At 40.6% G+C, this 25807-nt stretch carries 20 protein-coding genes; 13 read left to right on the top strand and 7 right to left on the bottom strand.

The window, feature by feature from the left end; genetic code table 11:
- Positions 1 to 33: 33 nt before the first annotated feature.
- The 5 genes from aroC (at position 34) to G6Q48_RS03630 (ending at position 3575) form a co-directional block, all read left to right on the top strand.
- Positions 34 to 1122 (top strand): chorismate synthase, encoded by a 1089-nt coding sequence (gene aroC / locus G6Q48_RS03610; protein WP_004257206.1) that lies wholly within the window; start codon positions 34 to 36, stop codon positions 1120 to 1122.
- Between the two features lie 175 nt (positions 1123 to 1297).
- Positions 1298 to 2101 carry a TSUP family transporter gene (locus G6Q48_RS03615; protein ID WP_004912371.1) on the top strand — a complete coding sequence of 268 codons (804 nt, stop codon included), beginning with the start codon at positions 1298 to 1300 and terminating at the stop codon, positions 2099 to 2101.
- A 17-nt stretch (positions 2102 to 2118) separates the two neighbouring features.
- Entirely contained in the window at positions 2119 to 2667 is a 549-nt protein-coding gene (locus G6Q48_RS03620; protein WP_102137606.1) for an elongation factor P hydroxylase, read from the top strand.
- A 28-nt stretch (positions 2668 to 2695) separates the two neighbouring features.
- Complete coding sequence (locus G6Q48_RS03625; protein ID WP_102137607.1) at positions 2696 to 2968, top strand: YfcL family protein; 273 nt, start codon at positions 2696 to 2698, stop codon at positions 2966 to 2968.
- Between the two features lie 91 nt (positions 2969 to 3059).
- Positions 3060 to 3575, top strand: coding sequence for a GNAT family N-acetyltransferase (locus tag G6Q48_RS03630; RefSeq protein ID WP_102137608.1), 516 nt, complete (start codon positions 3060 to 3062; stop codon positions 3573 to 3575).
- An 18-nt stretch (positions 3576 to 3593) separates the two neighbouring features.
- Here G6Q48_RS03630 and mnmC read toward each other — a convergent pair whose 3' ends face one another.
- Positions 3594 to 5633 (bottom strand): bifunctional tRNA (5-methylaminomethyl-2-thiouridine)(34)-methyltransferase MnmD/FAD-dependent 5-carboxymethylaminomethyl-2-thiouridine(34) oxidoreductase MnmC, encoded by a 2040-nt coding sequence (gene mnmC, locus G6Q48_RS03635; protein WP_166264551.1) that lies wholly within the window; start codon positions 5631 to 5633, stop codon positions 3594 to 3596.
- A 201-nt stretch (positions 5634 to 5834) separates the two neighbouring features.
- Between mnmC and fabB the strand changes: the two genes are divergently transcribed.
- Entirely contained in the window at positions 5835 to 7049 is a 1215-nt protein-coding gene (gene fabB / locus G6Q48_RS03640; protein ID WP_102137610.1) for a beta-ketoacyl-ACP synthase I, read from the top strand.
- 158 nt (positions 7050 to 7207) lie between these two features.
- Positions 7208 to 8035, top strand: a complete 828-nt coding sequence (locus tag G6Q48_RS03645) for a hypothetical protein (RefSeq protein ID WP_166264552.1) — start codon at positions 7208 to 7210, stop codon at positions 8033 to 8035.
- Between the two features lie 60 nt (positions 8036 to 8095).
- Here the strand turns inward: G6Q48_RS03645 and G6Q48_RS03650 are convergent, their stop codons facing one another.
- The 3 genes from G6Q48_RS03650 to G6Q48_RS03660 are packed head-to-tail and all read right to left on the bottom strand — an operon-like array spanning position 8096 to position 11033.
- On the bottom strand, positions 8096 to 9604 hold the full coding sequence (locus G6Q48_RS03650; protein WP_102137612.1) for a tripartite tricarboxylate transporter permease: 1509 nt from the start codon (positions 9602 to 9604) through the stop codon (positions 8096 to 8098).
- Positions 9605 to 9615: 11 nt separating this feature from the next.
- Positions 9616 to 10047 (bottom strand): tripartite tricarboxylate transporter TctB family protein, encoded by a 432-nt coding sequence (locus G6Q48_RS03655; RefSeq protein ID WP_102137613.1) that lies wholly within the window; start codon positions 10045 to 10047, stop codon positions 9616 to 9618.
- Between the two features lie 11 nt (positions 10048 to 10058).
- A complete protein-coding gene (locus G6Q48_RS03660; protein WP_094962690.1) occupies positions 10059 to 11033 on the bottom strand; it encodes a Bug family tripartite tricarboxylate transporter substrate binding protein in 975 nt (324 codons plus the stop codon).
- Between the two features lie 311 nt (positions 11034 to 11344).
- On the opposite strand from G6Q48_RS03660, the gene tctD reads away from it, so the two are divergent.
- Both tctD and G6Q48_RS03670 read left to right on the top strand, forming a co-directional pair.
- Positions 11345 to 12013, top strand: a complete 669-nt coding sequence (gene tctD / locus G6Q48_RS03665; RefSeq protein WP_094962689.1) for a transcriptional regulator TctD — start codon at positions 11345 to 11347, stop codon at positions 12011 to 12013.
- Entirely contained in the window at positions 12010 to 13437 is a 1428-nt protein-coding gene (locus G6Q48_RS03670) for a sensor histidine kinase (protein WP_102137614.1), read from the top strand. The genes tctD and G6Q48_RS03670 overlap by 4 nt, the downstream gene beginning before the upstream one ends.
- 70 nt (positions 13438 to 13507) lie before the next feature.
- On the opposite strand, the gene G6Q48_RS03675 is transcribed toward G6Q48_RS03670, so the two are convergent.
- The 3 genes from G6Q48_RS03675 to G6Q48_RS03685 all read right to left on the bottom strand — a co-directional run bounded on the left by G6Q48_RS03675 (position 13508) and on the right by G6Q48_RS03685 (position 21744).
- A complete protein-coding gene (locus G6Q48_RS03675; protein ID WP_166264553.1) occupies positions 13508 to 15550 on the bottom strand; it encodes a hypothetical protein in 2043 nt (680 codons plus the stop codon).
- A gap of 253 nt (positions 15551 to 15803) precedes the next feature.
- Positions 15804 to 20468, bottom strand: coding sequence for an SEL1-like repeat protein (locus tag G6Q48_RS03680; RefSeq protein ID WP_242685777.1), 4665 nt, complete (start codon positions 20466 to 20468; stop codon positions 15804 to 15806).
- Between the two features lie 355 nt (positions 20469 to 20823).
- A complete protein-coding gene (locus tag G6Q48_RS03685; RefSeq protein WP_102137616.1) occupies positions 20824 to 21744 on the bottom strand; it encodes a DMT family transporter in 921 nt (306 codons plus the stop codon).
- A gap of 100 nt (positions 21745 to 21844) precedes the next feature.
- On the opposite strand from G6Q48_RS03685, the gene G6Q48_RS03690 reads away from it, so the two are divergent.
- The 4 genes from G6Q48_RS03690 (at position 21845) to truA (ending at position 25793) form a co-directional block, all read left to right on the top strand.
- Complete coding sequence (locus tag G6Q48_RS03690; RefSeq protein WP_166264554.1) at positions 21845 to 22654, top strand: helix-turn-helix transcriptional regulator; 810 nt, start codon at positions 21845 to 21847, stop codon at positions 22652 to 22654.
- A gap of 93 nt (positions 22655 to 22747) precedes the next feature.
- Positions 22748 to 23881 (top strand): 4-phosphoerythronate dehydrogenase PdxB, encoded by a 1134-nt coding sequence (gene pdxB / locus G6Q48_RS03695; RefSeq protein ID WP_166264555.1) that lies wholly within the window; start codon positions 22748 to 22750, stop codon positions 23879 to 23881.
- An 86-nt stretch (positions 23882 to 23967) separates the two neighbouring features.
- A complete protein-coding gene (locus G6Q48_RS03700) occupies positions 23968 to 24978 on the top strand; it encodes an aspartate-semialdehyde dehydrogenase (RefSeq protein ID WP_166264556.1) in 1011 nt (336 codons plus the stop codon).
- Positions 24978 to 25793, top strand: coding sequence for a tRNA pseudouridine(38-40) synthase TruA (gene truA, locus G6Q48_RS03705; protein WP_166264557.1), 816 nt, complete (start codon positions 24978 to 24980; stop codon positions 25791 to 25793). Before G6Q48_RS03700 ends, truA begins: the two co-directional genes overlap by 1 nt.
- The last annotated feature ends 14 nt before the right edge of the window (positions 25794 to 25807 follow it).

Here is a 25807-nt window from a genome sequence, read left to right on the forward strand (position 1 = left end):
TAAAACAAGAATGGCTTAGAATAGGATACTCCGATGGCAGGAAATTCAATTGGGCAACTTTTCCGCGTAACCACATTTGGTGAGTCACACGGGGTTGCATTAGGTTGCATCGTCGATGGGGTTCCCCCTGGCTTAGCACTGACAGAAGCAGATTTACAAAAAGATTTAGACCGTCGTCGTCCGGGGACATCTCGTTATACGACAGCGCGTCGGGAGCCTGACCAAGTCAAAATCTTATCTGGTGTGTTTAATGGTGTGACAACGGGCACGAGTATTGGTTTACTGATTGAAAATACCGACCAACGCTCGCAAGATTATGGCGCGATTAAAGACGTTTTTAGGCCCGGTCATGCAGACTACACTTACGAACAAAAATATGGCCAGCGAGATTACCGTGGTGGTGGTCGCTCATCAGCACGTGAAACAGCCATGCGTGTTGCGGCAGGTGCGATTGCGAAAAAGTATTTACAAGAAAAGCTTGGTGTGCAAATTCATGGTTGTTTAACGCAAATGGGGTCAGTCGCTTGTGAAATTAAAGACTGGTCAATTGTCGAAGAAAACCCGTTTTTCTGTCCTGATCCAAGCAAGTTAGAAGCACTTGACGAATTATTGCGTGGTTTAAAGAAAGAAGGTGATTCGATTGGTGCTAAAATTACCGTCATTGCAGAGCATGTGCCTGCGGGCTTAGGTGAGCCGGTATTTGACCGTTTAGATGCCGACCTCGCTCATGCGTTGATGAGTATTAACGCGGTAAAAGGCGTGGAAATTGGGGATGGTTTCGGTGTTATTGCACTGAAAGGCAGTGAAAACCGTGATGAAATTACCCGTAATGGTTTCACCTCAAACCATGCAGGCGGCATTTTAGGCGGTATTAGCAGCAGCCAGCCTATTATTGCGCATATTGCGTTAAAACCGACATCCAGTATTACCGTTTCAGGTAAAACACTAAACCGTGATGGTGAAGAAGTTGAAATGATCACCAAAGGGCGTCATGACCCTTGTGTAGGCATTCGCGCAGTACCAATTGCGGAAGCGATGATGGCGATTGTTCTAATGGACCACTATTTACGTCATCGTGGCCAATGTGCGGATGTAACGCCAGCAATGGAACCGTTTGAATAACCGTTTTACTGTGTTTATGTAGTGACAACTGAGCGGCCTATAAGGTCGCTTTGTTGATGATGAAGGTTCGGATGAAGCCTCCTAAAAATACCTCATCTAGGTTGTGATATCACCAAACCTGATTGGCGATATGTTCACATCAACATCATGATATTTCTTCTCTTTGGATAGTAAAATGGATTGGCTAACTGCCGTTGCACCTGAAGTTTATGCTTTACTCTTCTTTGTTGCGCTGTTTGCAGGGTTTATTGACTCCATCGCGGGTGGTGGTGGGCTATTAACAATCCCAGCCCTGTTATCTGTGGGAATAACTCCAGTTGAAGCTTTAGCAACCAATAAGTTGCAAGCGGTTGGCGGTTCGTTTTCTTCAACGCTCTATTTTGTCAGGCGAAAAGCCATAGATTTACGAGAACAATTGTTTCCATTCATTATGACAATGATTGGTGCCATGTTAGGTGCGATTGTTATTCAAATGATTGATACTGCGTTCTTAAAACAACTGTTGCCCATTTTGGTGATTTGTGTCGGTTTATACTTTTTATTAACGCCGTCAATTGGTGTGCAAGACCGTCAACAACGTATCAGTATGCCATTTTTCGGGGTGGCAATTGGGATGACACTGGGTTTTTATGATGGTGCATTTGGTCCCGGAACTGGTTCATTTTTGGCATTGGGTTATGTTTTGTTGCTTGGCTATAACCTTGCTAAAGCCACTGCTCATGCGAAGTTACTTAATTTCGCCTCTAATTTTGGCTCTTTAGTGTTTTTTATTATCGGGGGTCATGTTCTTTGGGCATTAGGTTTTGTTATGCTAATTGGCCAAATGGTTGGCGCTCGTTTAGGTGCGCGCTTGGTATTAACCAAAGGACAGAAACTGATCAGGCCGATGATCGTGGTGATTTCGTTGCTGATGAGTATTAAATTACTCCATGATAGCCATGGTGACGTGATTAAAGCTTGGTTCCTCTCATTATTTTAAGATGATTTAAATTATTCATGAGTACACATAATTATCAGGATCTAATCAATATCTTTGATGAATGCTTTGGTGTGACATATAACACTAGACTGGTAAAAGGGGATGATGAACCCATTTATTTACCTGCAGATGAGGAAGTGCCTTATCACCGAATTGTGTTCGCACACGGCTTTTTCACCAGTGGATTACACGAAATCTCACATTGGTGTATCGCAGGGGAAGCAAGGCGCCAGCAAGTTGATTACGGCTATTGGTATTGCCCTGATGGGCGAGATGAAAAAACACAGTGTGAGTTTGAAGTGGTGGAAATCAAACCTCAAGCGCTAGACTGGCTGTTTTGTGTTGCTGTTGGCATTCCATTTAATGTCAGCTGTGACAACTTAGAAGGGGATTTTGAGCCTGATCGCATTGCGTTTATGCGCAAAGTTCATGCCCAAGTGATGCTTTATTTAGAAAATGGTATCCCTGAGCGCCCATTACGCTTTATTAATGCGTTACAATTGTTTTACAATACGCCACCTCTTTGTGCAGAAGCTTTTCCTTACCCGGAAGATATTTTTGCCTAATGAACACACAATATAGTAAGGATTAAGCATGCTTGCGGATTTAGAAACACGCATACTAACGAAAATTGATGATATGGTTGAACACGCGAGTGATGATGAACTCTTCGCTGGCGGCTATTTGCGTGGTCACTTAACCCTTGCTGTGGCTGAGCTGGAAGAAGAAAACGAAACCAGTTCTGAAGCATTATACCAACGTGTTGAAGTCAGTATTCAAAATGCCATCAAAGCTGGTGAATTGACACCACCAGACCAAGTACTGGTATTAGATATGTGGAAAAGCTTATTAAATAACGCAATTTAATTTATTGTGTTATGCATTATCTGTTGAGTTCTGCATGAAAAGCGGGGAAACCCGCTTTTTTGTTAGCTAAATTTTGTTGTGAGTACACATTATGGCGAATGTTCGTTTAGCAACCCCCCTTGATGCTAAATCCCTTCCTACGGTGGAAGCTTCCGCAGGGCAGGCGTTCACGAGTATCGAAAAATATCAATGGCTTGCTGAAGGTGATGGGCAAACAGAGCAAGACCACCTCGGTTTTATTTCTGAGCAATTAGAGTGGGTGGCTGTGAATGATTGTGATGAACCAATTGGTTTTATCAATGCTGAAAGTCACCATACTAGCCTGCATATTTGTGAAGTGTCTGTTTGCCAGCAATGGCAAGGACAGGGGCTGGGTAAGAAGCTGATTAAGCAGGTTCTTGATGCCGCTTTGGCACGCAAAATCACGGTAGTGACATTGACCACTTGCCGCGATGTGCCTTGGAATGCACCTTATTACCAACGCTTGGGTTTTAAAATTCTTGAAATTAATGAGCTAACCACCGAGTTACAGGCTATTTTACAGTCTGAGGTCGATGCAGGGTTTGCTGCTGAAGACCGCTGTGCAATGGCTATCTCATTAACTTAATGTATTAATATTAGTGTATTAATAAGGGAGTTTAATAGGGCGGCCTAATAATAATTTCCTTACCCAAAAACGGTTTGGGTTGAGTTCTGCAAGGGTTTCATCATCGAGCGGGAGTACTTGCCCAAAAATTTGAGCAGCCAGCAATTCCGCACAAAGTGGTGCAGTTGATAACCCTCTTGACCCCAACGCCCCAAAAATAAATAAATTTGGGTGCACAGGAGCGAGTCCAATAGGCTGTTTGTTGGCGATTTGAGTGGGTAAATCATGATAGAGTGCCAAATGTTTTTCGAAATCAGGCACATTGCCTAATAAAGGAAAATGGTCGCGAATAACACAACGAATACCTTGGCGTGAATGTTGCTGTGAAATATCGATGTCCCTAGGCCAAGTTACATCGGGTAGGTTATCAACCAGTTTCTGGCGGTTTCCTTGCTGTTCCTCTTCACTATAATCGAAATCAAGACGTTCACGTTGGTAGCTAGCGCCTAAGCAATGTTGTGTACCAGTGGCATCGGCTGGTGTTAAATACCCTTCAAAACACAAAACATTTTTCAGTTGTTGTAGGGTGTGATTGGTTGGAATATGGCTGACTTGCCCACGTACAGGCGAAATGGGTAAGTTAACGGTTTGAGCAAATTGGCGCAGCTTGTGCCCATTAGCAATGATGACAGTTGAGTGAACACGTGTTAGCTGTTTGTGTTGTGCAGTTTCAATTAATAACTGCCAATTTTGTTCCGTTTGTTTTAATTCAACGACATTATGTTCAAAACAGAAGGAGACTCCCTGCTGTTGCAAATATTGTTGTAAACTCTCACACAGTTGGGCAGGGCACAACCATCCTCCAGACGCGTAGTGAATACCATCATGGTTGACATCAACGCCGCAAATATCACTCAGTTGCTGACGATTTTTACCAATCGCAAAATCAGCAGGCCACTCGGTTTCTAACATTCCTGCTATTTTGTGAGCAATTTTGTCGTTATAAGCGAGTTGGCTTACGCCACACCACTGGCCTTCAAATGTGAGCCCTTGTTTTGCTAATTGGTGATAAAAGCGAGAGGCAAAGGGGAAAGCACTGACAAAAAAACGCTCAAGTGGGTCGTTATTACCGGTGAGTAAGGGGTAAATAGCCCCTTGGCGATTGCCGGAAGCGTTCTGTGCAACTTTGGCATCTTGGCAGTATAAGGTGACTTTAGCACCGCGGTTATGAAGAGCGTAGGCCACCGTTAAACTGGCAAGCCCGCCGCCAATGATAGCAACGTCAGTTGGGTTATCTGCTTTTCGTCTTGCAAACCAAGGCGTTGGGATATCAATTTCTTTTTCGGCTAATACGCCAGTTAACATTTCTCGCTTGTTGCCAAAGCCTTTAACCTTTTTAAGGGTGAAGCCAGCTTGCTGTAGGCCTCTTTTAACTGAACCTGCCACAGTAAATGTCGCAAAAGTCCCATTGAGGCGGGCTAACTTTGCCATGTTAGTGTACAGCTGTTCACTCCACATTTCGGGGTTTTTTGAGGGGGCGAAACCATCTAAAAACCATGCGTCTATCTTGTTGTTTAAGTTGTTTTTCAGTAAAGATATTTGCTCATTAACATCGCCAAACCATAAATCTAATATGATATGGCCATTTTCTAATATGATCCGCTGGTTGCCTGGTAGAGCTTGTGGCCAACTTTCACAAAGGGTTTGCGATAAGCCAGCAAGTTCAGGCCAACAGCGATGTGCAGCGATTAAATCTGTTTTTGTTAAAGGGTATTTTTCGAAGCTGATGAAATGTAATTGCTGTAATGCTGCATTGGGGTTTTCGGCTTTAAACTGATTAAAATATTGCCACAATGCTAGGAAATTCAAACCCGTACCAAACCCAGTTTCAGCAATGACACAGGTTGCAAAAGGGTGCGTCGCAAAGCGGCCAGGAAAATGATTCCCTTGCAAAAACACATATCGAGCTTCTTCTAAGCCATCTTGGTTAGAAAAATAGATATCTGCAAACTGTTCAGACATGGGAGTGCCTTCGTCATTCCAACTCAGGCGTGCGGTTTGTACAGCGTTCTTTTTCACGATATGCCTACACTTTTTATATAATCCCTAAATTTTACCGCTGATATCGGTGTAAGGCTACCGCAATAAAAAAGTCTTATCCGTGTAATAAAGAAAAAAATACAAATATTTACCCTGATCGGACTTGTTCAGCGTACAAGTGTAAGCTAAAGTGACATCCTGTAATCCCGCAATCATATAATTATAGTCATGAGGTAACGAATGAAGCGTGCAGTCATCACTGGTCTAGGTATTGTTTCCAGCCTTGGTAATAACCAGGAAGAAGTACTGGCTTCTCTGAAGGAAGGTCGTTCCGGGATCACTTTCTCAGAAGAATTCAAAGAGGCAGGGCTACGTAGCCATGTCTGGGGTAATGTCAAAAATTTAGACCCAAAAGACTTAATCGACCGTAAAATTTTCCGTTTTATGAGTGATTGCTCCGCCTATGCTTATTTATCGATGGAACAAGCGATTGCGGATTCAGGTTTAGCTGAAGAACAAGTTTCAAATTTACGCACAGGTATCGTTGTTGGCTCTGGTGGTGGTTCTCCACGTAACCAAGTAGCGGGTTCTGACGGTATGCGTGCTAAAGGTTTACGTGGTGTGGGTCCATATATGGTGACCCGTGCAATGGCATCGGGTATTTCTGCCTGTTTAGCGACTCCATTTAAAATCAAAGGCGTAAACTACTCAATCAGTTCTGCATGCTCAACATCAGCGCACTGTATCGGCCATGCAGTTGAATTAATTCAATTAGGCAAACAAGATGTGGTTTTCGCGGGTGGCGGTGAAGAGCTGAGCTGGGAAATGACCTGTGAGTTTGATGCGATGGGCGCATTGTCGACTAAATACAATGAAACGCCAGACAAAGCATCAAGAACTTACGATAAAGACCGTGATGGTTTCGTTATCGCAGGTGGTGGTGGTATCGTTGTTGTCGAGGAATTAGAACATGCGTTAGCGCGTGGTGCACATATCTACGCTGAAATTGTCGGCTATGGTGCGACCTCTGACGGTGCAGACATGGTTGCCCCATCAGGTGAAGGTGCGGTGCGTTGTATGCAAATGGCTATGCAGGGTGTTGATAAAATTGATTATATCAACACACACGGTACGTCAACACCAGTGGGTGACACCAAAGAGTTAGAAGCTATCCAAGAAGTGTTTGGTAGCCATTCTCCTGCAATTTCTGCAACGAAAGCAATGAGTGGCCACTCATTAGGTGCAGCGGGTGTACACGAAGCGATTTACAGCTTACTGATGTTAGAGCACGGCTTTATTGCACCAAGCATTAACGTCGAAAATTTAGACGAGAAAGCTGCTGGCTTGAATATCGTGACTAAACCAACGGAACAAGAGTTGGAAACCGTCATGTCTAACAGCTTTGGTTTCGGTGGAACTAACGCCACATTAGTGATGAGCAAATACAAAGCGTAATTTGTATTAGGCTAACGTATTAAATAAGCGAGAACTTCGGTTCTCGTTTTTTTTTCAATAAGTTATTGTTGGAGTATCACTTTATTAAATTATAGAAGTGATTAGCATGAGATACTCAATTCAACTTCTAAAAATAAATTGAATTGAGGCGTGTTAATATGAATATCAAACATTATTTCGTAATGTTAAGCAATAGCTCGACGAAGATGATTAAAGAGTATGAGAAAAGTAATAGCACTGAAATTAAAAAAAAGCTATTAAAGAAACATCTTTTAAAGGTGATGAATGTTTATAATGCACGTGGTTGGAATATTAAAGAAAAAGATAAATATAAGATAGATAAGGCAATTAATGTATTAGATAATATAATTCACAATGAGTTTCTTAAATCTTATTTAAATAAAAATGGTATTGCTAGTTCAGTGGAAATTAAATCTCATCATCTTCTTGACCGCATTTCACTACATTATGATTCGTCATGTCGTCAGTTAGGAAGAAAAGATATAGATTATATTTTTTTTGATGGGGTAGATCGAAATAATTTAATGTCTACTAATGTTAATATTGATTTTTCTAACTCAACATTATCTGGCGCGATAATAAAATATGATGGAAATAAAGCACTAGTTAGAGCTGATTTCTCTAATGCAAATCTGAATGATGTAAAGATTAAATTGCCCATTAAATTAGGTGTTGATTATGATTTCACGGGAGCCAAATTAAATAATACAGACATTGAAATAGGTATCCCTAGTGGAAATTTAAGTGAGGTAAACTTAGTGTCTTTATTTGGTGAGGACGGTAATTACATTAACAGTAGTGCTTTCAAATCAATACTAACAATTAATGATAAAAATATAAAATTAGGATTGTTGAGTGAACTAAATAAAGCTTATGAGTCAAATCGTAAATATTTTGAAAAGCATAAAAATGTGGAAGCTGAGTTTTTAAAGCAATATAACTATTTTAAACAAATGGTTGATTAAATAAAGCTTTGCCCCAAATTCACTGGGGCAAAGTTTTACAGAGATTGTATGAACACTTAATTATGATGAAACCGCGGAATGTTTACGTTTACGAATACGCTTTACAATCGGTGGTAGAATTAGCACTAATACCGCAAGTGTTAATAAACTTTGAGAAATCGTACTGCTCCAAAGAATATCGAAATTACCATTACTGATGGACAGTGAACGGCGTAAGTTTTGTTCTAACATTTCACCGAGTACAAACCCTAGAATTAATGGTGAAAGTGGGAAGTTCATTTTTCGTAGAATAAACCCAAATACACCTAGCCCCATCATGAGTAACAAATCAAACGTTGTACTATGAACGGCATATACCCCTACAGCAGAAATGCAAGCAATTGCAGGGACTAAAAACCATAATGGAACTGTTAGCATACGTGTGAATAGGCCAATTAATGGAATATTCATGATGAGCAGAACCACGTTAGCAATCAACAGAGCCGCAATTAACCCCCAAACAATATCAGGTTGCTCAGTAAACATCCCTGGGCCTGGGGTGATATTATAGAGCGTTAGCGCCCCCATCATTACCGCTGTGGTTCCTGAACCCGGCACACCAAGGGTTAACATTGGGATAAATGAGCCACATGCAGAGGCATTATTAGCCGCTTCTGGTGCGGCAACACCACGCACATCGCCATTACCAAAATCCCCTTTTTCACCACTAATTTTCTTTTCAGTCATGTAGGTGATAGCACTGGCGATGGTGGCACCGGCTCCCGGTAAAACGCCAACAAAGAAACCGATAAAAGAGGAGCGTAAAGCAGGGCCAGCACACGCTTTAGCTTCTTTGCGATTGAATAGCATTCGGCCTGTTTTGCGTATCAGCCCTTGACCTGTCGCGGTGCCTTCGAGCATCAATAAAATTTCGCTGACAGAGAACAAACCAATAACCACGACGATAAACTGTACGCCATCTGATAAATGTACGCTATCAAATGTAAAGCGATATTCCCCAGAGTTGGCATCCACTCCCACAGTGGCGAGTGATAAACCAATTAATGCAGCCAGTAGTGATTTAATTGGGTTTTGGCTCATCATGCTACCTAAGCAGGCAATGGCAAAAACCATTAAGGCGAAATATTCGGCAGGACCAAAGGCGAGTGACCATTGGGCAAGCAAAGGAGCGAATAGTATTATCCCTACAATTGCAATCGTTGAACCAATAAATGAGCTGACCGCGGAAATAGAAAGCGCAACGCCACCTTTTCCCTGTTTTGCCATAGGATAGCCATCTAGCGTGGTCATGATTGCTGCGGCATCGCCGGGGACATTAAGTAAGATTGATGATATGCGTCCTCCATATTCACAGCCTAAATAAACCGTGGCGAGTAAGATTAATGCAGACTCAGCCGGTAATTTAAGCGCAAAAGCCAACGGCAGTAAAATTGCCACGCCATTGATAGGGCCGAGGCCGGGAAGCATGCCCACGATTGTTCCGATAAAACAGCCAATTAAGGCGATCAAGATATTTTGAGGAACCAGAGCGACCTCAAAACCTTGCGATAGGTACATCCAAGTTTCCATGACTTCGCTCCTTAACTTAGCAGGCTGCCAATAGGCAAGGTAACATCTAGCCATTTATCAAAGGCATAGAACAAAAAGATACCTAAGACCGGGCCCGAAATAATCGCGGCAATAGGTGTCGCACCAAATAGCAGGGCGATACTGATGGTGACTAAACTGGTTGCAATTGGAAACCCTAACCATTCAAAAGCCCATGCATAGATAACAAGTGCAATGACTAATAAAACTAGACGACGTAATACATAGGGTTTTGGCCACTCAACGGCTTCTTGCTTGCCAAATAATAAGGCAAGAGCACAAAGGGCCATTAAGGAGAGTATGACAACCGGAAAAGGGCGGGGGCCCAGTGGTTCATAGGTAAACTCACTTTGGATCCCCCAACCAATATAAATTCCGATAGCACACAGTATTAGCCAAACTATGGCAAATATGCGTTGACTCATCGTTCGCTCCGTTATTTAGCTAAACCGAAAGCGCGGGCTTGTTCACGATACTGCTCAATTTCTTTTTTGACATAGCTATCGAGTTCTTGCCCGGTTAAGTTGTACTCAAATAAACCACGGAGTTCGCGTTGTTTTTTGAATTCGTCGGTTTGTTGCAGTTTTTGGAAGGCTTCAACCCATTGGTTATAATCGGCATCAGACACTTTGGGGCCCATATAGAAACCGCGAATGATTGGCCAGACAATGTCATACCCTTGTTCTTTTGCTGTAGGGATATCGGATAACCCATCACCAAGGCGTTTGTCTGCATAGACGGCAAGAATACGAATTTTACCTTCATTGATATATGGGGTCATTTCGCTGATATCCCCTGAAAGTACTTGAATATGGTTGCCCAGTAGCGCGGTTAAGGTTTCACCACCGCCCTCAAAAGCCACATAACGCATTTTGCGAGGGTCAATGTCTATCGCTTTTGCGAGTAAAGCGGTTTTCATCCAATCTTGGCTACCAATAGATCCTCCCGCACCAAACACGATGCTGTTAGGGTCTTTCTTGAAGGTATCCATTAAATCTTTAAGGTCTTTATAAGGGGAGTCTGCACGAACCGCAATCATGCCGTAGTCACTACCAACGCTGGCAAGCCAACGCACGTCATTTTCGTTATAGCGGCCAAATTTACCTTGTGCAAGGTTGAGTAATGAGCCTCCTGAGAACGCGACGATGGTGCCGGGTTCTGCAGGGCGCTGAGCAACAATAGCGTTATAAGCAACCGCGCCAATACCGCCAGGCATATAGGTCACTCGCATCGGTTTTTCAATTTCTTTGGTTTCAAGAAGAGACACTTGTACTAACTTACAAGTTAAATCAAAACCACCTCCAGGTTTGGCGGGGGCAATACATTCTGTACGTTCAGGTAGGGCGTTTGCAGGGTTGATGCCAACTAAAAATATTGCTGTTGCTAAGGCCTTCAGTGTGAATTTTTTCATTCTTTTTTCCTTACTAAGACAATAATTAGAGGTAAAAATTGTTTACTTCTTGTTGTATTCGTATGACATCATTGCCCTATGAAGCTTTCATTTACCTTTCATTAACAAATATTATTATTTTTATGTGATATATATCAGATTGTTTTGTATTTTTGCTTTTTTGTTATGTTAATTTAATGTTAATTTAATCGCGTTAATGGTGTTTACTGATAATAGTTGTGATGGATACAGTAAAAATGGTCACATTTGCTTTCCATTCATCCAATGGAATGCCAACGTATACTGATAAATAATTATAATGAGTATGCGGAATGAGAATTTTATTGGTTGAAGACCATGACGAATTGTCATTATGGTTACAAAAAGCGTTATCGTCATCCGGGTTTGCGGTTGATGTTGCCAGTGATGGCGCGATAGCAGACCAACTATTACAAACCGAACACTATGAATTAGTCGTGTTAGATGTATCACTTCCGAGAATGAGTGGGCTTGAGGTATTGGCGCAAATGCGCAAGCGTCATCAAGAAACCCCTGTCTTGTTATTAACGGCGAATTCAGACGTAGCCGACCGAGTGCAAGGGCTAAATGCAGGGGCTGATGACTACTTGACAAAACCTTTTGATATTGCGGAATTAGAAGCACGCCTTCGCGCTTTATTACGACGTAGCCAAGGCAAAGTCAATGAGTCACAACAGTTTGGGTTACTGAGTTACCATGAGGATGGCTATTTTCTATTAGGCGAAGAGCCTCTAGGCTTAACACCAAGAGAATATGCGGTGTTAAACACCTTATTTCATCGACGAGGACGTCCTGTTTCTAAAATGCAATTATTTGAACAGGTTTTTTCGTTGTCAGATGAAGCCAATTTACAAAGTATTGAGTTATATGTTCATCGTGTAAGAAAAAAGCTTGCCGGTTCAGACGTTAACATCAATACCTTACGCGGATTGGGATACCGATTAGAGCAGTGTAGTGTATGAAATTAGTCTCTCATCCACGCTCTCTCTTTCATCAGTTGCTGCTCTTTTTCGGTATCCCGCTCATTTTGTTGGGAAGTTTTTCGGTTTATACCCACTATTACAGTGCAAAAAATGCCGCAAACTTAGCCTATGACCGAACCTTATTAGCTTCAGCACGAACCGTCGCGGAACGCTTGCAAGTCGTTGATGGTCATCTCTCTGTGAGCGTGCCTTATGTCGTGCTTGATAGTTTCGAATTAAATAATAATGATCGAATTTTTTATCAAGTGATCTCCCCTGACGGTGAAACCATCTCTGGTTATGATGATTTACCGCCAATTCCCCCTTATTGGATGCGTTCACAACACTATACTGCGCTAGTTTATTTTTATGATGCGCAGTATAAGGGGCTTCCTATTCGTATTGCTGCGTTTTATCAACCGATTAACGAAGGTGGGATAACAGGAATGGTTGAAATCCGAGTGGCGGAAACGGTCTATTCACGGCAAGATCTCGCTAACCAATTGTTAATCTCTGCCCTGATGAGCCAAGGTACGGTGGTATTATTAACCTTGGCCCTTGCCTATATTCTACTGAGTAAGCTACTGGCACCGTTGAAAAAACTGTCCCATTTAATGCTAGGCCGTTCTGCTAATGATTTAACCCCATTGCCAGATTTACTGCCGTGGTCTGATTTATCACCACTCATTGATGCATTAAATCGTTATATTTCCCGCCTAAAGCGGATGGTTAGACGACAAGAGCGATTCAGTGCAGATGCTTCTCATCAACTTAAAACGCCACTAACTGTTCTCAAAACTCAAGTTTCCGTAGCGATTAATAGTACGGACGAAACCCAACGGCAACAGAGTTTGCAAGCCATTGAAAAAACGCTCGATAATACGATTATCCTGACGGATAGGCTCTTGCAGCTATCGCGATTAAAAGCTCATGAAAAAGAGGCGATTACACAGTATCGAGCCATAAATTTGGTAGAAATTGTTCATCAAGTTTGTTTTACTCGTCTGCCCCAAGCTGAAAGCCAAAATATTGATTTAGGTTATGAAGGCGCGGAAACGGCATGGATCAAAGGCGAGCCGATTTTATTAGCAGAGATGTGTGCAAATCTAATTGATAATGCCATCAAATATACACCCGAAAATGGGGTGGTCACCGTCCGTGTGGTTAGCAGTGACGACCATCTTCATTGGGTCTTGGAGGTGGAGGACTCGGGGCCTGGGATCCCTGATGCTAAAATTAACCGTTCTATGGAAGCCTTTACGCGTTTAAATAATGCGCTAGGGAAGGAAGGGGCAGGGCTTGGGTTGGCGCTCGTGAAAGATATTGCAAGCTATCATGGTTCTGAGCCTCAATTATTAAAAAGTAAATTACTCAATGGATTGTTAGTCAGAATCCCATTCAAAGCCAGCCAAGCGCCGTTATAAGAGAAACCACCTAATAAAATAGGTGGTTTAAATAACAGCAAACTGCAACTGGCGGTAATAAAAATACGTGTTAGTTGCGTAATGGTGCAAATATAGGCGTTGATTTACTATGCAATGGTTGGTGGTTTACATCACTTGTTATCGTGTCTTGTGGAAATTCTGCGATGATTGACGATAATAGAGATTCTAGGTCTTTATCATTTCCATCGCTATCAGCGAAGTTGAGATTGATTTTATCTGATCCCTTGTTAATCGTGGTTTCAATTGACATTACTTTTGTTTTTTTGTTACTTAATTCAATAAGTAGTGGTGTGATCTCTGAAGAAATTGATTTCTTATCTTTATTTTCCGAATGGGTATAAATGTATTGAGATATCTCTTTTTCTGTTTGAGCAATTTGTTTCTCTAAAGAATGTATATCATTAATGTATTCTAGTATTTCTGTATGCCCTTTTGAGTTATACAGTTTTGTTAACGACCCTAATTGGTCAGTTAAGCCTAATAATGTATACATTTTATCTTGAACCGTTTGGTAATATGTATTTTCATCAATCGTAGACGACGCTGATTTTAAGGGGATCTTTATACGAATGTTAGAAATTAAACTATTTATTTCATTTTTCAATAGCTTCTTTTCCACGGCTAGCATGTAGATATTATCTTTATTTTCACCAAAGTTATTAATGTAAGAACCTACCTCACTTGGCTGAGAAAATTGTTGTAGATGGCTATTAAATTCTAAATTAATAAATTTATGAAGAGTTTTTGCCCTAAGGAATTCATCAGAAAACTGCGTCGCTAACTCGTCAATGCTATCATGGGTGTTTTTCTCCTGAGCTAACACTCTATTTTCAATGATATAATTTGCTAAATCTTCTTTTATATTCAGTATGTTTTTTTCTAACTGAGACCTATGGATCAAGTATGAGGACTGGTCGTAATATAAACCCGCCTCTTTTTTTATTTCTACGTTGATACGTAATTCAATCTTATCGAATAATTTTTCTAATTTCGCACCAATATTTTGTTGATGTTTTTCTTGTTTATTAGAGTCAAATGTGAATAAATCAAAAGCTGATAGTTTGTAGTTTTTTAATTTTTCTGTAATGTTAATTTTTAAGTTATTTAAGTATCTAACTGACTTGGATAATTCAGTTAGTAATGTATATTCTTTATTGCTTTGGTAGTCGCTATCGATTTCATTACTGTCAAAACCTTTATTCTTTTCACTATAATAATGAACATCATCTAAGTATTCAAAATTTTTGATTTTATCAAAACTATGGTGTAAATATTGAATTTTCGCATATTGAGTATTTAGTTTTGTCGTGTGTTTTATTAATTTATTGATGGTATTATTGCTAGAGGAGTGCATTACTCCTTCATTATTAAGTTTTTTTAGCAGTTTTTCTATGTTATTTTTACTTTCTTTAGCGTTTGTGTATAAATTATGTATATCTTCTTCTGCATAAAATGCTTTTTGCATAAGTCTAAGCCTAGACTGCATGTTTTCAGTGGTTTTATGCAGATATTTTTGGGATAAATTGTAACTATTATTTAGGTTGGTGTTAATTTGGTTAAGCTCTGAACTTATGGCGTTTAGAATAATAGGATTTTCTTGATGTGAAATTTCATCAGGTGAAATAAAATGACCGTTCATATCATTCAGTAAACTCGATAAATCAGCTTCATATCGGTTAATTAAATTGGATTTATTGAGACTAATAGACTCTGAAATTTCTGAAATTGTATAATGGCCTTGCTTATTTGTATGTTTACTGTGTAAAAACTGTAGCGTTTCGAAATTTTTCTCTTGGTTTTCGGCTTGTTTGTGAAGTTTATACTCTATGTTTTTTAATTCATTCAATTCATCAGAACCCGTCGTCTTAAATTTATGTTTTAAATTATCAATTTTATTAAGTAAATGACGAATGTTTGTACTATTCTGCTCTGTGTTTTCTCTAACACTTTGATATGTTTTTTCTAGGTAAATGATATTTTGGGGTGGTTTTTTACTAATTGATAAAATTGTTGAATAGTCTATCTCCTTATATATATCTTGAATTTTTATACTTCCCAATGATTTATGGTCTTTATTAAATATTGAAATCATAGTAAACACTCCTTGTTAATAGATTATTTAAATCTGCAGATGTGCAGACGCAAGTAAAATATAATCTAACGATAGGAGGAAGACTAATTTTTATTTAGTATGGAAATCTCATTAATATAATCAAAAATCATTAGCTAATAATTTTTTAGTTATATTATAAGTGGGTGTTATAAAAGATATTTTGCGTGGATGTAAAATGATAATTGTAGACGGATGAAGGCGCTAAAGTTAATTAGCGCCTTAGAGTCATGACTTATTGATTTAACATACTAAAGTCCCACTCTTTTAGGGCTTTGATTGAGTCATCATCTAAGTATTTAGCACCAAGTTTAAGGTAATCATGGGCTTTTTGGATATATTCTTTACTCTTGTTACCGACCCAGCCGTTATAATACATATAAGCAAGCTTGTATTTTGCCATTGCATGGTGGGTGCCTTGTTCTAGGCTTGTAATGTCATAATATTTCGCTGCTCGGACATAATCTTTTGGTATGCCTTGGCCAAAATAGAGCATGTCACCGGCGAGGTGAGCCGTGTTACTGTCATTTTGTTGCGCACCTAAATCAAAATAATAAAGTGCCTTAGGGAAGTCTTTTTCAATGCCGCGCTCGTTATCTTTACGATACAGATTGCCTAAAATATTATAAGCACGAGGATAGCCATTTTTCCCTGCTAATTCATAATAATAGATCATCTTTTGCGTATCTTCAGGCACACGTTCACCACGCGCATAGGCGACACCTAAGGAGAAGGCTGACATTTTGTCACCGGCCTCAGCTTCGACGCGCTGTTTTTCAATTTGCTCGGCAAAGCGGCCATATTTCTCATAGGCTTTTTCATCGGCAACTTGTTTCTCAATCGCTTGTTTGTCTTGGGCTGAAAGTGTATCCAGTAGCTCGATGGAACTTGGTTTTTTATCAAGTAGCAATGCATAGTAATAGGCCTGCTTGGCATCACCTTTTTCTACATAAGCCTGATAAATCGAACCAAGTGCATGAGTTGGATGGTAATTTAGCGAAATTTGGTACCATTCGATGGCTTTGTCGATATTTTGATCAACATTACAATCGCCTTTTAAATAGATGGTTCCCATCTCTTCGGAAAGGCTCTCAGGATAATGGATATAATGTTTGTCGGTATTTTTCTGGAAATTGCTTTTCTCAATCCACTCCTTCAAATATCGGCTCGCTTTATCCATGTCGACATTATCGCTGTTACTACAATATTGGCCAGGATAATAGATTTGATAGAGTTTTTTCGTTGCCGCTAAATCACCCTTATCATAAGCCCGTTGTAAATAGGCTAAGGCTTTAGCGTTATCACTATTTACATAATAGTAATACAAGTTCACCAATGCTACGGTACGATTGTTTTCTTCACTGAGTAGCAATGCTAAATACTTTTGTTCATCTTTGGGGCGATTAAGCTCCCTTTTTGTATTTTTGATCCCATCTCGATATAAATTCACCAATGCATTGAAGGCGTTATTAGAAAGCGCCTCATCGGTTGATTTTATCCCTTCTTGAAGATATTGAATCGCTAAATCATATTCAGGAGAGTTCGTGAGAATTTTGTTATCATATAAATACGTTTCGGCTAATTGAACTTTAGAGAAAAGGTCACCTTTCGCTGTGCCATCAATATAATTTTGGCGTTTTGCTTGGTTATCTTCAGTCACGGAATCAAGAGGTTGATAAGCGGCTAAATTGCCAGCGTCGATACTTTTCTTATACCAACCTTGCGCTGCTAGGCTTCGGCCGCGTGTACTATACCAATCCCCGAGTTTAATATAAGCGGTGGTATCACCTTTTTGGGCAGGAACCACGAGGGTTTCATAGGCTTCAATATAATCATCAACCCGTTTTGGATTAGAATGTTTTCTTAGATAAACAATGGCTTCGTCCCAATCAGGTTCCATTACCCAAGCATTTTTTTCTTCATTCAGTACGCCCATATATCGCATTTCACTATAGAGCGCGATGGCGTAGTCATTGCCTTCATCACTCGCTTGTTTTAGGTATTTAGCCGCTTCTAAAAGGTCTTCTTTGACACCTTGCCCATAGAAATAAGCTCGACCCACTTTGTATTTCGCAGAAGGGCTATCATTGAGCATTTTCATGCCAATATCATAATCATCCATATATTTGATGAATTCATTGCCCCAACTTCCTGCTTTTAGGTAATACTCACGTGCTTTTTGTCGGTTAAGCTCAACAAGCTGGCTGCCTTTTAAATACTGGTGTGCCAGTTTACGGGTATAGTCTTTACTGCCAATGGCGGCTAATTGGTCGTAATAACCTAAGATTTTTGCTTTATTTGCATTGATAAATTGATCTTGTTGGTAATAATCAATAAGCTCTTCAAGCGCACTTTCTTGATTGAATTTTGCACTTTTCTCTAAATATTCAAGCCACTTTTTCTGATCGATTTTCTGCCCATAATTACCATATTTATAAGCATTGGCGAGTGTACGTAACGCATCTGGGTCATTCTGTTTCACTTTTTCTTGAATATTGGCAAACGAAGCTTTGGATTTTTCAATTTCTCTTTTACGTGATTTTAAGAAGCTAAAGTCAGGATCAGAAATCTGATTGTAATAGGAGAGGGCGGTGTCATAATTGGCATCTTCCCCGTAGTTACCTTCTTGGTATATTTCCCCTAATTCATATAAGCAGCGGTTGTTTTTGAGTGCAGCACATTTTTTATATTGAGAAATTAAATCTTTTGCGCTAAGCCCAGTAATTTTTTGGAAGCGAGATTTATAATATGCCTTATCATTGTGGTAAGTGACGCCATCAAGGTTCTGTGCGATATATAAATAAGCCGATGAACTACCTAATTCTCCTGCTTTTAAAATATAATCGTACAATGGTTTTATTTCAGCATCACTTAAAGAGTCAACATTCGTTAATTGAGTAAGCTTGTTTATCCCATATAAATAGGTGACATCAGCATCATTATTAATAAGCGGTTCAATTAATTTTTGAGCCTCAACATTGTTATCATATAAGGCAAGTTGCACTAATATTTTTTTTGTGTCAGCTCGGTTTAAACCTGTTTTGAATAAAATATCTTTAGCGATTTGTAACTGGCTTGGAAGTAATTCGGCTCGTGCTTGGGATGAATGGAGCACATTGACTATCAAGTTAGCTATTTTATTGGTTTCTGTTGGGCGATATTTTAATAATGCAGCAGCATAATAAACCTGGCTATTATAATTTTGCTTGATTGATTTTTCATATAAATCAAAAGCCTGATCACTATTTTTCTCAGCATCTTCCTTTAGTAAATAGTCAGCATACAAATAAGCTAAGGAATAATTTTCGCGTTTAATCACATCCTCTTTGAGGATATCGATAATCGTTTTTTCATCGATAAGTGCTTTAATATCATAGCGATAATATATTTGAACCAATAAGCGCTCAGCGGTTGATGGGTAACCGTTTTCATTAAGGTTGTCGATGAGTAATTTAGCGGCTTTCTGCACATCCTGCTTAGTACCAAAAGCATTAATATAATAACGCGCTAATTGCATCTGAGCATCATAAGTGGGGTCAATGCGATTTGCTTTTTCTAAAGCGGCGAAGGCTTTTTCTGGCGAAAATAATGGGCTACCCTTAACACTATAAACATCACTTGCCGCCACTAACGCTTCCGCGGAGTTCGGGTACTTTTCCATTAAAATAGGGGTATATTTGGCGACAATATCACTCAGTTTTTTGTTTGGAAAATCGTAACTGGAAATTGCTCTCTGGTTGATGATAACAAGTGCGTTTAAATCACCAAGGTCTGCGGCAGCGGTGAGATATTTTTCAGCTAAAGCGTCATTTCGCTTAACATCGCTAAATGTACGGCCAGAATACACGTTATAGGCTTGATACATCGCGGGAGGGTATTGACCATCAGCGGCATCAGTTAAATCCTGAATACGGTCGGTATCAGCTTTGTAATTTAAATATAAGGCTTTAGGTTGTTTTGCGTCTACAAGGGGGCGGATATAAGCCATTGCACGGTTTTTATTTCTGCGAACACCATCGCCAGTCATGTATTTTTGGTACAACACATAGATGGCGTTCTCATCACCACGGCTTGCCCGCTCTTCTAAATTAGAAATGACCTTTTGTTTTTCTTCTTCTGTTTGTGAACCATACAATGATAAAGCTCCAGGTTCTAATTCATCCGCGTCAGAAATGTATTCTAATGCAGAGGAGAAAGAGAGGCGCTCGTACTTTTTAGCGAGTGATGGGTTCGGTGGCACACCGTTACCGCCATCCTTATAAATCGAGGCAAGCAGCATAGCGGGTAAGGGAAAATCGTTGCTGACAAGAGGCGTTAATATATCAACGGCTTTCTTACTGTCATTGTCAAAGTCATGGGCGATATAACCTAAAGCAAATTTGGCCAGTTTTGAGCCTTGGTCAGAAGCTAAAGTGAAATATTGGCGAGAAAGTTCAATATTTTGTGGAACTTCTTCGTATTTATCAGCTAAATAAATACCACCAACCATTTCTTGTGCTTCTTTTACACCGAGATCAGCCGCTTTCGTTAAAGAAGCTAACCCGTTTTCATCTGTAGAAGTGTCTTCTATCATGTGCTTATAGCGGAAAAAACCAAGGTTATATAACGCATTTTTATTGTTAGCTTCTGCTGCCTTAATTAACCAGTTTTGAGCTGCCACATCATCGACATTTGTACCAATACCGTCTTTATACATCATGGCTAATGCAAAAGCGGATTGTGAGTCTTGCTCTGCTGTTTTTTGGAACTGTTCAAATGCAGCTTGAGACTCACCTTGTTGATATAAATCATAGCCTAATTGGGAGGGAGAGGATGGGTTGGTGTTATTGATAAAATAAATGCCAGTGGCTACAGCAATTATTATCAATATGAACAACCCAACTTTAAACGGCTTAGTCATTGTTATTCCTTATTATAGTGGTTACTTGCCACGCTCCATTTAGATTTATCGCGTTATCACGGCTTATTGAGTGGAGTCACTACTCCTAAAGGGGTATTTAATTTTGTTTAAGTCTAATTGTAATTCCAGAAGATTCAATCGGATTTTCCCTTATCTGGAAAATGGTAATCCGATAAATCATATCAATGATGAGCGAATTAAAGGTGAATTGAAGGTATTTTAAATGTCACAAAGTATGAATGGTGAAGAAAATTAAGGAGAAATTGAAGGGGAAATAGAGGGGGGTTCAAACATAGCCCCACAGAGTGGGGCATATGAGTGACGACATTGCATTTATTGCTTTTATAATTCTATTCTACTGGCAAGAATCCTCTTGAACCACCTTTTTTTCACGGCGGAATAATTCTGTCAGTGGAGTACGTAGTTGTTGCGCTAACATTACCCCGAGTAAGACCACTCCACCACCGATTAAATGGTAGCTTTTTAATTCTTCACCCAAGGCGAAAATGGCAATAATGGCGGTAAATACAGGGGCAAGGTTCATAAATATGGAGGTTGTATTTGCGCCGAGTTTTATAACCCCTTTGATCCATAAAGCTGGGGCGATGATAGAAGCTGCAATACCTGCAAATACCACTAAACCAATATTTTGGCTGTTCAGAGAGACATCTTCAGCTAATAAGAAATTAGGGAGCAGCATGATCACGCCAAAGAAAATTTGAACGTAAAGGGCATCCCAACTCGATAACTGAATTGACCAACGCTTAGTCAGAACACCGTACAGGGCGTATGCCGCAGACGCAACCAACATCATGGCTTCCCCTTGGCCTAAGCCTTGAGAGAACAACGCACTTGGGCTTCCTTGGCTCACTAGCCACACTAATCCACATAATGAGAGAATTGAACCGAGCACAATCCCCACGGTAGGAATAACGCGTAGCACAAAGATACTAATAATGACTGTCAATAATGGGATCAACGAGTTCATAATTCCCATAAAGGTGGCACTCACGCTATGTGCGGCATAATAAGCCAAGCTTTGGTATAACATCATCCCTAAAGCGCCTAAAATGGCGAGTTGCCACCAATGTTTCATGACCATTTTAAAATTTCGAAGCACAGAACGTAATACAAAAGGGGTCATGACAAGAAATGCCAGTGCCCAACGGTAAAATGAGATTGCCGCAGGGTCAATGGCAGTTGATGCCGCTTTGTTAACAATGGCGTTAATTGACCATAATAAAACCGCGATTAGCGGAAAAAGAAGATTTTTCATTAAAACACTCTCCCATATTGAATGGGCGCTAGTATACATCTGTCCGATTTTTTATATATACTGATAACCAGACAATCGATAACGCTTTTCAGACAGGACTATGGAAAACTTAAAATCAGACATTTGGCAAATCAGTGAATGTAATATTGTAGAACCCGAATTGGTGGCTTTTCGGCACGAGCAAACGGCAGCTCTCACTGAGTATAAATCCCATTCGCATCCTTTTGGTCAAATGCTGTATGTGGTGTGTGGCATCATGGAAATGGAGGTGGCTGGTCAACATTATTTAGCACCGCCAGAATTTTGCATTTGGATCCCTGCGAATATTCCCCATGCTAGCTTTAATAAAGAAAGTGTCAAATTTCGAATTATAGATTTTGCTCATGAATACAACCAAGTGCTGGCTCAACGGCCGTGTGTGATTAAGCTTAGCCCGATATTTCAATCAATTATGACGGACATGTATCAACGCGGTATTGTTCAGCCCGAAACAGAGCAAGACTTGCGTTTGGCTCATGTGCTTATTGATCAATTTCCATTGTCTCCCTGCCAAGACACCTATTTGCCTGTTTCAAAAGATAAATTTCTTGCTCCCATCTTATTAGAGTTACAAGGTGACCCAGCAGATAACACGACGTTAGCACAATGGGCAAAACGCTATTATACATCGGAACGCACGTTATCAAGGCGTTGCCAGCAAGAGTTAGGAATGTCGTTTAGTGAATGGCGTCAACGTTTACGCTACCTACATGCCGTTGCCGGGCTAGAAAAAGGAAAAAGTGTACATGAAGTTGCATTGGATGTCGGATATAGCTCGGCATCCGCCTTTATTGCGATGTTCCAACAAATATCAGGTGTCACACCAGATCGCTTTCGAGCGAAAGAATTTACAGTAGAAGGTAACCTCTAATAGGCATCTGGCTTAAACCGTGGCAAAATATTATTCCACTTATCTATATAAATAACGACACAAAACAAAAAAGTGATTGATTAGGACAACAGCGTGAAAATTTTAGTCGATGAGAATATGCCCTATGCTCAAACTTTATTTAGTGAGCTTGGTGAGGTAAAAGCGGTACCAGGACGCCCTATACCAGAACAAGAATTAATTGATGCAGATGCACTAATGGTGCGTTCTATCACTAAGGTTAATGAATCACTACTCAATAATACTCCGGTTAAATTTGTTGGAACCGCGACTGCTGGTTTTGATCATATTGATACCGAGTGGTTATCAACGGCAAATATTGGTTTTTCATCAGCGCCGGGTTGTAATGCGATAGCCGTTGTTGAATATGTTATTTCCTCACTATTATTGCTAGCGGAACGCGATAACTTTGATTTGCGTGATAAAACAGTAGGAATTATTGGCGTTGGCAATGTCGGAGGGCGCTTAGCCGCTAGGTTATCGGCTTGGGGCGTCAAAACATTACTCTGTGATCCACCGCGAGCAGCTAAGGGGGACGACGAGCCATTTGTTTCTTTTGAAGATGTCCTCGAGCGCGCTGACGTCATTACTTTCCATACTCCGCTGAATATGTCAGGGGAATATCAAACTTTCCATTTAATGGATGAAGTGCGTTTAGCAAAATTACAGGCTGGCACCATTTTGATTAACGCAAGCCGGGGTGAGGTAGTTGATAATAAAGCACTATTATCTGTACTTAACAGCGGGAAAAAACTCAGTGTTATCTTAGATGTGTGGGAGCCAGAGCCTGATTTAGACACCGCACTTTTAGCATTAGTGGATATCGGCACGCCCCATATTGCAGGTTATACCCTAGAAGGCAAAGCACGAGGAACCACGCAAGTTTATGAAGCTTACTGTCAGTTTCTCGGCAAATCGTCACAAGTTTGCCTTTCATCCTTACTGCCTAAGCCAGATATCAATCAATTGACTTTCAATGGTAAATTAACGCAAAACCAGCTCAAAAGGTTAGTGCATCTCGTGTATGATGTGCGCCGAGATGACGCAGCGTTAAGAGCGGTTGCAGGGGTAAAAGGCGAATTTGATAAACTGCGCAAAAATTACCAAGAACGTCGTGAATGGTCATCCCTTGAAATTATTTGTGATAATGAACAAACGGCATCGAAACTGAATGCGCTGGGTTTTAAGGCACGTTTAACCCACGCATAATAAATGTAGTTAAAATGAACATCTAATTAAATAGCCCCTAATTATTGGGGGTTGTTTGATTTTTTTTATTTTTTAGAGGAATAGCCATGACTGAAGGTTGGAATATTGCAGTATTAGGCGCAACCGGTGCTGTAGGTGAAGCTATTATTTCACTGTTACAAGAAAGAGAATTCCCAGTCGGCGAATTGTATTTACTTGCCAGCGAGCGTAGTGCAGGGGAGAGCGTACGCTTTAATGGTAAAAGTATTCAAGTTGAAAATGTGGCCGATTTTGATTGGTCACAGGCACAAATAGCTTTTTTTGCCGCCAATGAAGGTGTGAGCCGAGAATATGCCGATTTAGCAGCGCAAGAAGGGTGTATTGTCATCGATACTAGCGGTGTATTTGCCCAAGAACCGGACGTGCCATTGATTGTCCCAAATGTGAATCCGCAAGTGTTAGCTGATTATCGCAACCGTAATATTATTTCATTGGCAGATAGCTCTGTGAGTCAATTATTAACAGCGATTAAACCGCTGGTGGATGCCGCAGGGTTAGGCCGTATTACCTTGACAAACATGCTGTCGGTTTCCAGCTATGGTAAAGCTGCAGTCGACGAACTGGCCGGGCAAAGTGCGCGTTTATTAAATGGTATTCCTGCCGAAGAGGGCCGTTTTAGTAAGCAACTCGCGTTCAATATGTTGCCATTATTGGCTGACATGGAAGGCAGTGTGGTTCACGAACGTCGTTTGGTTGAGCAAGTGCGTAAGGTATTGCAAGATGATGGCTTGCCAGTTGCGGTGAGCTTTATTCAATCCCCTGTTTTTTATGGTAATGCGCAAGTCGTTCATTTAGAAACATTGCGTCCAATGAGTGCAGAAGAAGCTAACGACGAACTTGAACGTTTTGAGGATATTCAGGTCTCAGAAGAGGGTGATTATCCCACACAGGTGACAGAAGCGTCAGGTCATGACCAATTAAGCATTGGTTGTGTACGTAATGACTATGGCATACCTGAAATTTTACAGTTTTGGTCAGTGGCAGATAACGTGCGTTTCGGTGGGGCATTGATGGCAGTAGAAACAGCAGAAAAACTGGCTCAGGAGCTGTTTTACTAATGTCTGAGTCTACACAGTTGTATCGAATCGCCTTAGGTATTGAATACAACGGCAGCCGTTATTTTGGTTGGCAACGTCAGCAAGAAGTTAAAAGTGTTCAAGGCTGCTTAGAAGAAGCTTTATCAAAAATTGCTGCGGAGCCAATTAGCGTGTTTTGCGCAGGGCGTACCGATGCAGGTGTGCATGCCACAGGGCAAGTGGTGCATTTTGAAACCTCGGCCATCCGTAAAGAGGCGGCTTGGACGATGGGGACGAATACCCATTTACCTGCGGATATCGCTGTCCGCTGGTGTAAACCAGTGGCCGAGGAATTTCATGCACGCTTTAGTGCAACAGCACGCCGATATCGCTATGTGATTTTTAATCACCGTTATCGGCCTGCAATTTTGTCGAATGGCGTAACACATTTTCATTACCCGCTCGATGAAAAAAGAATGCATGAAGCGGCACAGGCGCTATTGGGTGAGCGTGATTTTACCTCATTCAGAGCAGTCCAGTGTCAGTCGAAGTCGCCATGGCGTAATGTGATGCATGTGAATGTCAGCCGCCACGGTAATTATGTGGTGGTAGACATCAAAGCCAATGCGTTTGTTCACCATATGGTAAGAAATATTGTCGGAAGTCTGTTGGAGATTGGCTGTGGCAATCAAAATATTGATTGGATGGCACATCTTCTTGAGTTAAAAGATCGCACGAAGGCAGCTGCAACCGCCAAAGCGGAAGGGTTGTATTTAGTGAGTGTCGATTACCCAGAGAAATTTGAGTTACCTCAGAATGTGATGGGGCCTCTTTTTCTGGCAGATGAACTGATGTAAAGCGAATTTTTATC

This window comes from Providencia sp. M-27 (assembly GCF_011077905.1).
Taxonomy (GTDB): domain Bacteria; phylum Pseudomonadota; class Gammaproteobacteria; order Enterobacterales; family Enterobacteriaceae; genus Providencia; species Providencia huaxiensis.